This is a genomic window from Ancylomarina sp. 16SWW S1-10-2 (genome assembly GCF_009669305.1).
In the GTDB taxonomy this organism is placed as follows: domain Bacteria; phylum Bacteroidota; class Bacteroidia; order Bacteroidales; family Marinifilaceae; genus Ancylomarina.
In genome coordinates, this window is sequence record NZ_SADB01000011.1 from 64,299 (window position 1) to 76,131 (window position 11,833).

Here is an 11,833-nt window from a genome sequence, read left to right on the forward strand (position 1 = left end):
ATATGTCTTTAAATCCATTTTCAATAATTTCATTGCAAATATTTATGTAGTTACAATACAAAGCAGTAACAGAACTCTAGCTTCATAACTCAAATTGGAAAAAGACTCTTGAAAAAAATAAGTGAAAATATTCTAGAATTAAAAAAAACGTATATCTTTTTTTAAAGAGAAACTCTAATTCATTTAAGACTGCATCCGGTATAGAGGAAAAAACTCGGAATCTCGATTCAGGACATCGAAATTCTCCAACAATTTTTTTTCCTTAAGTTCAACCAACTGACAATACAACTTAGGGTTATAGATTTTTTTCCCTACATAAAAGGGAACAACACCCTCTGGAGCAAAGGCTTTTTTATAGGAAAATAACGAATCTAACAACTTATGACCTCCTCCTAAAACGTAATAACTTTTATTATTATCTATTCCCCATTGAATAATGTTATATTTAACAAAATCATTTGGCCTGTATTGAAAAGAATCTCTATCTGTAGCCGAAAGAAATGAGTAAATTTTATGATCTGATATTAAAACTAAATCAACAGATAGAATTTGATTACCCTTTTTTGCATAGAAATAAACAAAATGACCTTTCAATTTATCATGAATTCGTTCAAAAAATTCACGCTTAAAATAATATTTTTCATTTGCCATTAGTCTATCCATTGTACCATAATAAATATCCAAAAAAGCTTCAATCTGTTTTCCATCAAGATCTAAGACTAAACTCAAATCATTTTTAACAGCTTTTCTTACATTATTTCTCACCTTAGGTTTAAATTCCTTCCAAAGCTGATCTTTACCTTTCCGTAAATCGCATACAATATTCTCATTATTATGACTTACTTCACCATTAAATTTTTCACGACTTTTGCTGTATAAATCAAAACGAATAAACTCACTAATCACGTTTTGCGATATGGCCCATTTTTCAAATTTTGAGTAAAATTCATCCAAAATCGAGTTGAAATCACCCTCACCAATAAGGTACAAACCTCCATATCCATAAGGAGAGATAATATCTTTGCATTTTTTATAATCATGGTTTTCGTTAAATTCAACAGATAAACTTCTTAAACAAAAGGGATAAATAACCATTAGATCACCCCTGCTCAACACAGCACATAATGCTTCTGAATAGTCATCAAAAAGATTTAAATAATCAGGATGTGCAAAAATTTCTTTTCCATTCCATCCTTTCCAAATATTTAACCAAGCTTGATAATCTGCTTCTTTTTTGACATAAAGTATTTTCATATGACAATATTTTCAATATAAAAGACGATCTTCTTTAATAGAAATTTGAAATCTAACTTCAAACATTATTTAATTAAAAAATTAAAGACTAGAACTCAAATTCGATTTATTTTTTAGAGAATCACCCAAAGACCATAATTTTTGTTGAGGTTCATAATACCTTATAATACGACCTGGGTTACCAACCACAATCGCATAATCTGGCACATCTCTAATAATCACTGCACCAGCTCCAATAATGCCCCAACTACCAATTTTTATTCCAGGTATAACAGTTGCTCCAGCTCCAATTTGAGTACCCTCTCCTACCTTAACATTACCACACAAGGTTGCCTGAGGCGATATATGTACAAAATCGGACAAAGTACATTCGTGACCAACGGAAGATCCCGTATTAAGAATTACATGCCTACCAATTTTACAATCAACCTGTAAAATGGCATTTCGTATAATGACTGTTCCTTCTCCAATTTGAGCCGTTGGAGAAATGCTAGCAGAAGGATGTTGAATTGAGCCAAATAAAGCTCTAACCTGTTCAACAATTCTTTTTCGAATTCGATTATCGCCAATAGCCACAATCAAAGGATGTGTGTGATTTTCGCTTCGATATGCACCTAAAAAAGGAACATCCTTAAAGCCTGTCAATTCGGGGTTATCATCAAAAAAACCCATAACATTCCCATGATTAGCCTTAATACATTCTACAACAACCTTGGCATGCCCGCTACCTCCATAAAGTAAATAGTTTCTATCTTTCATTTCCTAAAAACTCCTCCATTATTTCAGCATTAATAGGCGTTTCATCTTTCCCCATCAACACATTAAAAATTGTTTTAAATAATATCTTTAAATCCAAACCAAAACGAATATGGTCCACATAGTAAATATCTAAACCAAATTTCCTACTCAAAAAAAAATTCCAACAAGATTCAATCATAAAAAGCCATAAGCACAAAGCCCTTTATAATGCACAATCCTCTTTCTTATTCTTCCCAGAGAAACTGGTAACCATAATCTCAAAGATCACTAGACTATTTAAGCAATATAAACAGTCTATTACACGTTTTTTTATCTATAACCACTATATTTTTTCTTTCCGTTCATAATCTAACCTATCGCCATTAACATTAGATATCACGACAATATCTTTACAAATAATTACATTTTTAATGGTCAGTAGAAAAATAGAAACATCTTGTTTAAGTGACATATTATGGACGTATTCAACGTCTAATTGTAACTTGTTCTCCCATGATAAATTATTACGACCTAAAACCTGAGCCAAACCTGTAATGCCTGGACGAACAGTATGTCTTAAAGTTTCTTCTTTGGTGTAATAGGGTAAATATTCTGGAAGTAATGGTCTTGGTCCTATCATACTCATTTCTCCTTTTAGAACATTAAATAATTGAGGCAATTCGTCCAAAGAGGTTTTTCGAATAAAGTTTCCAATTTTAGTTAAACGTTGGGCGTCAGAAAGTAATTCTCCATCAACACCCAGCTCATCTGTCATGCTTTTAAATTTAATAAGCTTAAAGATTTTTTCATTTTTACCAGGTCGATACTGAGTAAAAAAAGGATTACTATTATTAACAATAAAAAGTGCAATCGTAATAATAAAAAAAAAAGGTGAAAAAACTATCAAACCTAAAAAAGCTAGAATCCTATCCAAAATCCATTTAACACGTAAATACATATTCAATTCGTTTTATTAGAAATAACTCACTTCAAGTTATTCTTTGATCTCATTCAATAGACTTTCATATTCCTTAAGTAACTCATCCCATACAAATTGCCTTTCATATCTATCAATAATATTTTGACGAGCTGTAAGAGTCAACATTTTTCGTTTCTCTTTATTCACAAACAAATCCTTCATTGCAGCATAGAGAGCTTCAACATCTTTAGGTGGAATGATAATCCCATTATGACCATCTTCAATAATTTCATTAGACCCATTTATATTGGTTACAATACAAGGTAAATCCATAGCTCCAGCCTGCATAACAGCATTAGGAAAACCTTCTCTATAGGACGGTAAAATGAAAACATCAGATATAGCAAAAAAAGGACGCACATCCTCTTGATAACCTACCCAAATAATTCCAGGATGATTTATTATTTTTTCTTCTGTTAATGGTAATAATGGATCTAATTCTTTTTCGAAAGGACCAACTAAAAGTAATCGAGCAAGGTCATCAAATTCATAAAGTCTACTAAATGCTGCAACCAATTCATTAATTCCCTTATCACCAACAATTCGACCAACAAAAATATAAACAATATGATTCTTATTAACATCCAATTTAGAACATAAAGCCAACTGTTTATCTTCAGATATCTCACACTTAGAAAAGTATTTCGTATCTATACCATTAACATTACCGTTGCCTATCACTTCTAGAGGTTTTCTAGTTATCCAATTATTTATCAAATCATTTTTAACCCCTTGTCCTTCAGGAATAATCTTTGTCGCAAATAAGCATGTTAAACAATCCATGGTTTTCAATAAAAAACACATAAAACCATATTCGCTAGGAAAAATTAACCCAGTAAAAGTGTGAATTCGTATAGGTACTCTTGCAAAAAAGCCAGCAGTCATGCTTAACAAACCAGCCTTAGGAGTCATAGAATGAATTATATCTGGTTTTTCCCTTCTGAATAAATGATATAACTTGAACAATGATATTAAATCCTTACGCATATTTATTCTACGCTCAATATTTATTTCAAAACTACCAACACCTTCGCCTTTATGAATATCAGAATGGGCACTCCCTGGCGATGCAACAGCATAAATATCAAAATATTTATTCAGGAAGCGAAGTTGCCCTTTCAGAAAACCAGATAGCGTTACTGGAACCGCAGCAATACGAAATATTTTTCTTTTACTCATTGATACAAAGTCAACCATTTTTCAACTACAACATCCATCAAATATTCTTCTCGGATTTTCTCAATAGAATACGCTCCCATTTGTTTTCTATCACCTTCTGAAAGATTCATCATTTTTTGCATTGAAATTGCAAGCTTTTCAGAATTTCTAGGAGAAACTAAAAAACCATTTTTATCATTCTCGATAATTTCAGAACAGCCTCCAACATTTGTAACCACAACTGGTAATCCATGACTTGCAGCTTCTAAAATCGATATGGGTAATCCTTCCCAAGCTGAGGACATTACAAATGAATCAGCTTGACAGATTAAATCTGCAATATCATTTCGTCTTCCTAATAGCTTAAAGTACGAAGCCAAGCCTTCAATCTCAATTAATCTTTGTATTGATTCCTGCCCTTCTCCATCACCAGCAATTAATACCTGAAATTTCCGACTATTTTTATCAGCTAAAAATTTAACAGCATTCACGAGATTAGGATAATCTTTTTGAATATTATAACGTCCAATAGCTAAAAAAATAAAAGGTTTATCATTCTTTAAACTAGGCTGTATTGTAAATAATTTATTTTTCTTTTTTGGTAATTCAATACCATTAGGAACAAAGGTTGTTTTATCTTTTGAAAACAAACCTTTTTCTATATATAAATCTGTACCTACTTGACTTACATTAGTATTATAGGATGACAAAAAATCTGTATATCGATAAAAATAATCTCTAATTCCACCACCTTCATCAATATTATGGGCAGTGGATATTAAACGAGGAAACTTCTTAGAAAATATCTTACTAATTCGGGCTAAAAAAACTGCATGTATCATGTGTGCATGCAGAACATGTGGCTTTAACTTTTTAATTATCCTTAACAACCTAGATATAGCTCTCACATCAGGATATCCCTTTTTCATTCCAAGACTAAGAACATCAATACTCAACTTGTTTGAAAGATTTAAAAACTCATCATCAGGTTTAATCATTGAAATTACAGTAACTCGATGCCCCAATTTAAGCATTTTTTCTGCTAAGTGCATTACTTGAAACTCAGCACCACCATAACTCCAAGAAGTAATTAAATAAATGATATTAAACTTTCTATTTTTTATTACATTCATGATATAATTTGAATAATGGACCTACGAAATAATCTGTAAAATATATTTTACTCATATATTAAATTATACATCAGAAATTCTTTATTATAATTTGTACTTGGGATCTTTTAGAAACATGAAAAATCCAGGAACAATAGAGATTAATGTATTCAAAACACCAATCTGTCGTATTTTGTCCTTAATTGATTTTTTAGAATAGGGTGCAAATCTCCAAAAATTGATACCTGCCCTCAATTTATACCACAAGGGAATTTTGTATTTACTCAATTCTGAGTAATGCAATAGATAGGCATCTGGTGTACTTTGTCTGTTTTGAACAATTGTGCTAGACATACTACCCGGCTCGTATTCGCAGAAATAAAGTTTCTCATTAAAAAAACGCAGCATCTTCTTATGGGACATTCTATTCCACAAAAGAGCATTTGGGGCATATTTACCCTCAAATATTGGAAATAAATGTTCCTTGATCAATTTAGTTTTAAAACATTCATACTTATCACCAGTATACTTGTATTTATACCTATAATCAATATTCGTACAATCAAGCGTATCATAATCGACCTCACCTCCGACACAGCTTCCATCAAAATATGCTTTTAGGCCTGCAACACCCGCGAATTCATCATTACTTTTAATTTTTTCGAAAAAATAAATTAAACGCTCAATAGCATTGTCTGCCAAATAATCATCACTATCTAAAAATGCAAAAAGTTCACTATTCGCATTAGTAATTGCTGTGTTAGTTGCAAAATATTGTCCTCTGTTTTCTTGATAGATATAGACAATATCAATTTCATTTTCTAAAATATAACTTTCAATTAAAGCTCGCGTTTCATCCTGACTTCCATCATCAATAATTAGCCATTCGAAATTTTTGCATGTTTGCCTTTTTAAACTATCGTAAGCTCTAGGTAATAATGCAACGCGATTGTAGGTAGGAGTGAAAATTGTAATCTTTTTCATATAGAATTTGATTGCTTAATTACTAATCCTTTAAATAAATTCAATTAATATTCCCTAAAAGCCAGACACCAATAGGGCTATTTCATTGCCCCCTCCAAGAGGTTCACGCATACCGAGATAATAAAACATGAAATATGTAAAAGAGAAATACAGCAGAATCACAAGCCCTATTAAGGCGTATTGATACTTCAACATTTTTTCCTTTAGAAGAGGGTATATAATAACGATAGCCATTAAAAACCAGGATAAATAGGCAAAACGATTGGAAAAACTGGCACGGATAACTAAAATCCAAAAGGCATTACTCAGTAAATAGGTATTATAAATTTGATGATATAACTTATCCTTAAAATGATATTTATATATATATACTGCTCCTGCTGCTACAGCTGTTGAACTATACAATAAGAAATCCCATCGAAAACCAGTATGTGAAAATTGATCAGCATTCCCTGTACTTGTTAAATAACCAGCAAACCTATCATCAGCAAAACCCAAGCTTGCAAAGAAATGCTCCCAAAAGCCACCCATTGTTACAGAAAGAACAATAGAACATATCCAAGCATATAGGTACAGTTTTGAACTGTTATTTATAAATGTTAAGCCAAAAGCTAATAAAGGCAAAAGCATCGACTTGTGAAAAAGAACCGAAATCAGAAATAATATCGACATGATGCCTATCGATTTTCTGTAGGATAATGCACAAATAAAAAAAGAACTTGCTATACCTGCCCGAATACCATTTGTTCCATAAGACCAAAAAGAAAAACTACCAATAAAAATTAAAAGAGCGAAAAAAGTGTAATTGGAATACCAACGAGTAAATGCCAAATAAACAGGTAAAATATACAAGAGACTACACAATACAAAAAATGCATGCACATTCATTACAGATGCACTCTTACTCATGAAAAATTGAAAAACAATATCCTTTTGAACTTGTTTGTTACCACCACTTGCAAGGTATTCAAATTGCTTAGCATAAGTTGCCATATCCCCAAAATACTTACCACTAATAGGTCGAACCCCCATATATAAAACTACAAATAGAAGCGTTAAAAGTGCAGCTGTTTTATTAAACACAAGACAACTAGATTCATATCCAACAAAAGAATTGGTATGAATAATAATAATCAGAACAAGCAGTAAGATTACATTGTAATATACCTCAGTATAATACTCTAAGGGAATTTCAAACATTTATTAAACTTCTAGTTATTAAACCCGATGAATTATCTAGAATTAACGCCCTCCAGTAATTTTGGTGTAAAAGAGAGGATGTCTTTTTAATAATTTTTTACCAACAAAAACACTCAATAATATCACTACTAGTGGTACTAAAAAATAAAACAGCAACTCCACATAAGAATTATCACCCAAAATTCCAGAAAAAAACTTTTTGAAAATCACAATAGGAATACCATGAAATGCGTATATGATAAAAGTAAAAGAATAGATATTACTTTTGATTTTCTTAAATGACTTAGGTAATAAATCATAACCGAACCACAATGTTAGAACACCAATCATTATTTCTATTTTGCCTAAAAAATCTATAGCAAAATCAGAAAATCCATTAGATATATTTGAAATACGACAAATAATTAAAATTATCCAAACTACTGATATAAGTAGCCACTGATACAATTTCAGTTTTAAGATTAATGAATACTTACGAAGCCCTGCTATGGAACCTGCAACGAAAAACAGAAATGAAAAAAAATGAATAAACGGAACTTTCCAAATAATTACAAGAGACGTTTGAATCAACGATACACCAAATATCACTAGCAAAAATAATATCTGTGCTTTTCTAGGGACAAAATATAATGGTGGAATTAAAAATATATAAACTATCAATTCACGAATAAACCAAAATGGATAATTAATCGGTTCATAAAATGCATTCCAAATATTATCGGCAAAGGACATTTGATACAAAGGATGACTAAAATAAACTTTGCTTATTGGTAATATCTGCAGAATAAAAATAAAACAAAACCAAAAAGCACACCAGTAAAAATAAGGTAAGATTAAAGTATTAATCCTCCTTTTAAATTTTCTCTTAATATCTTGAAAAGTTTCTGTAAAGTTCCGAAAAAAAAGGAATCCCGAGATAAAAAAAAATGTAGGAACTGCAATTTTAACAATTCCATTTGAAATGAAATTTTGTATAAAAAAATTAAATGATGATTCCGAAACATTCATAACTTCATAACTATATGCATGCAGAATGACTACCATGATAATAGAAAGAAATGAAATCTGTCTAATTTTAATACTCGTATGTATATCCATACTGATATGATATCAATGAATATTCCTAATCAAACGCTGCAATTAATCCACTTTTAGTCAATAAAATAACACTCTTATAGATATTGATTTTAAATTGAACAAAGGTGCTTCACAACTCTATTTACTTTACATATTGCAAAAAATAATTTTGAATTAACAATTGTAGTAAAAAGCGATCTTTTACAAGTTAATCCACTCCTAGAAACAGGATAAATACCCTGACTTTTCATCTCTCTAATAATTCGTTTTATAAATTCTAAATCATATTCAAATCGATATAAACTGAAAAACAAACCAAACCAGAAATTATTGAGCCACTTTTGGAATTGAATCTTCTTATAATCATTATTATTATTTTGAATAAATCTTTCCAAATCAGACCCTACAGACAAACTATCTATTGCAATATTTTCTAAATGTTTATGTCCTCTCTTATTACTAATAGATATAGGGTTATATAACCAATTGTAAGCATAAAAATCAGTCATAATTATCTCCTGTGCATAAAACATAACACGAAAACTCATATGAAAATCATCCGCCATTAAAGTATCATCTTTAAACAACAAACTATTTCGTTTCATTAATTTAGAACTAATAAGCTTATTCCACAATTGATTAGGAAATATACCTCTTTTCATCAAAGAAGTTCCATCGGTTATTCCATTTTTATATTTAGTATGAGATTTTATTTCACCATCACTGGTTACATGTTTCCATCCCATCAAAACAACATCAGGTGAATGAGCATTTAAAATTTTATAAATTTTACTTAAAACAAGACTATCTATGAAGTCATCCTGATCAATAAACCATAAATACTCACCCTTAGCATATTTTAAGGCTGTATTTCGAGCTGCTGCAGATCCAGAATTTTTTTGTTGAACAAGAACAACATTAGAATATTCTAACTGGTACGCTCTAATTATCTCAACACTTTTATCCGTGGAACCATCATCAACCAAAACAATCTCATATTCAAATCCAATATCTTGATTCAAGATACTTTTTAAACACTTATGTAAAAGGTCTCCAGCATTATATACTGGTATAAGTAAACTTATTTTCATACTCATTTTGTTAATGGCAACATAACAATCACTACAACACTAAACATAAATTAGGTTTAATGCTATATCAATTAAAATATTGTCAATAGAACTTTTTTTAATTATCACACACAAGTAAAAGAACTTAGTCTTGACATATAACTTTTGCTGGATTGCCAACCACAGTTGCTCCACTAGGTACATCCTTAACAACAACTGCTCCAGCCCCTATAGTAGCATTATCGCCAATGGTAACACCTCCTATAATTATAGCATTTGCACGGATACTAACATTCGCCCCAATAGTAGGTGTCTCACCATTTTTCGCTCCAATAGTAACTAAATGATTAATAAAAAGATTAGGCCCAATTTCCTTTGCATTAATTATTGTAGAGAATGGGTGTCCTAAGAATATTCCTCCAGCTAAATTTGTATGAGGAGAAATTAGAAAACTAGGATCTTTGGGATAGAAAATTCGTAGAATCTTAGAGAAAAATCCAGGTGTTCTGAAATAAAATAAGGTTCTAAAATATCTATTGGTTAACAATTCAAGAGTTAAATAGTACCACAAGCACCCTTCCTTCTCTGCTCTTTGTGCAAATAAATCCACAATAATTACTTTCTTATTCTTTGAAAAAGAAAATAAAATAAAATGAGGTAAAAAAAATAATTGACCAAAAAAAAATAATAATTTCATAATCATTAATAAATTAAAATTTAATAATCCTCTACATTATAGTATCAGCTAAGATTCAATTTTAAGAGCTTTTAAAAAAAAAGCCTATAATTATACTCTTTTGATATTAATATCAAAACACAAATTATCAAAAACATCAAGAAACCTATATTATTATCTAATACACCAATGTCATTAGTATAAATAATATTAAATTTCCTATCGAACAATCGAATTAAATAAGTGGAAATTCAAATGGACAAGCTTCTAAAAAAGTATTCAAAACAACCCAAATACTAATTTACAAAAGCTTCATACAATATTATAGATCTTGTTTACTTCAATCTCATTTCCATAGTCTGTAGAATGTAAGTTTGTAATTAAACGTATTTGCATATCTTTATTTTTAATAAAACTTTTCAATTCTCTCGCCACACTATCATTATCTATAGGAACTATAATTCCATCAACTCCATCAGTCAACTGACTTTTTGCTGTTGGAAAATTTGTAATAACAACAGGTTTATAAAGCATCTGTGCTTCCCGAACTGTTACAGCTTTCCCTTCATATCTTGATGGTTGAACATAAATATCACAAGCTTTCATAAAAGGGTAAGGGTTATTTTTTTTCCCTAATAAAATAACATGTTCTTGCATTCCTTCTTTTACAATATTCTGTTTAATAAGATTTAAGTCACCACCAAACCCGATGATATACCACCTAACATTTAAGCCAGCTCTAATAATTTTATTACAAATACTTGGAACATTATCAAAGTTTTTTGCTCTAGTAAATCTGCCAACAGAACATAACTTTATCACCCCTTCCTCATTAGGCATTTCTGATTCTACATTTTCAGATTCTGCTTGTTCTCGAACAAAATTGGGAGAAAGGATATTCTCTATCAAGACAATTTTATCTTCTAGAGATGGAAAGACTTTCAAGAATGTTTTTGAAACACTTTCTGAAATTGATATAATATTATCATAGGAATTCCAAACCGGTAATTCAAGTTTTTTATTTATCTGTACATTGGAATAATCTGTATGTATCCAAGCAATCTTCTTTTTTGCCAATACCTTATCACGTATAATATTATGTGGCGTAACAAAACTAATAGCTAAATCATATTCTCCTAATTTATTAAGGGATGGAAGGAGAGGCGTAGTTGCATTAGCTATAAATTGGAAACTTGATGAATGATCAATTAACTTATTCTTTGAAATATATCGTTGATACTTATACTTCGCAATTAATCTAGCAATGACAATATCAACAAAACCCTCTTTTAAAACATCAATCATAGGACGTTCAATTGTGGAATATTTTTTTATCTCAGGAAGTAAATTTATATTTTTTGGAATTAATGACATAAACTCACCTGTATGCTGATACACAAATAAATCAACATCAAATCTACTCAAATCGAAAGCGTTTAATAAACCCAATAAGCTTCGCTCCGCTCCACCAATTTCCATATAATGAATACAAATAAATACACGCTTCTTTTTAAACATAAGACAAAACAATTAAATATTCATCAAAAAACATTCTACATATAAATGTTTAGATTATCCAAAAGGC

Annotated in this window: 12 protein-coding genes; all 12 read right to left on the reverse strand. The window is 30.3% G+C overall.

Features of this window, described 5'->3' with window-relative positions; translation table 11 throughout:
* Window positions 1–183: 183 nt before the first annotated feature.
* The 12 genes from EMN46_RS10825 to EMN46_RS10880 all read right to left on the reverse strand — a co-directional run bounded on the left by EMN46_RS10825 (window position 184) and on the right by EMN46_RS10880 (window position 11,766).
* Complete coding sequence (locus EMN46_RS10825) at window positions 184–1,254, reverse strand: GNAT family N-acetyltransferase (RefSeq protein ID WP_154200823.1); 1,071 nt, start codon at window positions 1,252–1,254, stop codon at window positions 184–186.
* Window positions 1,255–1,335: 81 nt separating this feature from the next.
* Window positions 1,336–2,013, reverse strand: a complete 678-nt coding sequence (locus tag EMN46_RS10830) for an acetyltransferase (protein WP_154200824.1) — start codon at window positions 2,011–2,013, stop codon at window positions 1,336–1,338.
* Window positions 2,003–2,164, reverse strand: a complete 162-nt coding sequence (locus EMN46_RS10835; protein WP_304505400.1) for a sugar transferase — start codon at window positions 2,162–2,164, stop codon at window positions 2,003–2,005. Before EMN46_RS10835 ends, EMN46_RS10830 begins: the two co-directional genes overlap by 11 nt.
* Window positions 2,165–2,335: 171 nt before the next feature.
* On the reverse strand, window positions 2,336–2,950 hold the full coding sequence (locus EMN46_RS10840; RefSeq protein ID WP_154200826.1) for a sugar transferase: 615 nt from the start codon (window positions 2,948–2,950) through the stop codon (window positions 2,336–2,338).
* Window positions 2,951–2,986: 36 nt separating this feature from the next.
* Window positions 2,987–4,150, reverse strand: coding sequence for a glycosyltransferase family 4 protein (locus EMN46_RS10845; protein WP_229130337.1), 1,164 nt, complete (start codon window positions 4,148–4,150; stop codon window positions 2,987–2,989).
* A complete protein-coding gene (locus tag EMN46_RS10850; RefSeq protein ID WP_154200828.1) occupies window positions 4,147–5,262 on the reverse strand; it encodes a glycosyltransferase in 1,116 nt (371 codons plus the stop codon). Before EMN46_RS10850 ends, EMN46_RS10845 begins: the two co-directional genes overlap by 4 nt.
* Window positions 5,263–5,346: 84 nt before the next feature.
* Complete coding sequence (locus EMN46_RS10855) at window positions 5,347–6,225, reverse strand: glycosyltransferase family A protein (protein ID WP_154200829.1); 879 nt, start codon at window positions 6,223–6,225, stop codon at window positions 5,347–5,349.
* A gap of 54 nt (window positions 6,226–6,279) precedes the next feature.
* Window positions 6,280–7,425, reverse strand: a complete 1,146-nt coding sequence (locus EMN46_RS10860) for an EpsG family protein (protein WP_154200830.1) — start codon at window positions 7,423–7,425, stop codon at window positions 6,280–6,282.
* A 42-nt stretch (window positions 7,426–7,467) separates the two neighbouring features.
* Window positions 7,468–8,523: an acyltransferase family protein gene (locus tag EMN46_RS10865; protein WP_154200831.1), complete on the reverse strand. Its 1,056-nt coding sequence runs from the start codon at window positions 8,521–8,523 to the stop codon at window positions 7,468–7,470.
* A gap of 89 nt (window positions 8,524–8,612) precedes the next feature.
* Window positions 8,613–9,593, reverse strand: coding sequence for a glycosyltransferase family 2 protein (locus tag EMN46_RS10870; protein ID WP_195715244.1), 981 nt, complete (start codon window positions 9,591–9,593; stop codon window positions 8,613–8,615).
* 124 nt (window positions 9,594–9,717) lie between these two features.
* A complete protein-coding gene (locus tag EMN46_RS20295; RefSeq protein ID WP_304505401.1) occupies window positions 9,718–10,269 on the reverse strand; it encodes a serine O-acetyltransferase in 552 nt (183 codons plus the stop codon).
* 291 nt (window positions 10,270–10,560) lie between these two features.
* Window positions 10,561–11,766: a glycosyltransferase gene (locus tag EMN46_RS10880; protein ID WP_154200834.1), complete on the reverse strand. Its 1,206-nt coding sequence runs from the start codon at window positions 11,764–11,766 to the stop codon at window positions 10,561–10,563.
* Between the last annotated feature and the right edge of the window lie 67 nt (window positions 11,767–11,833).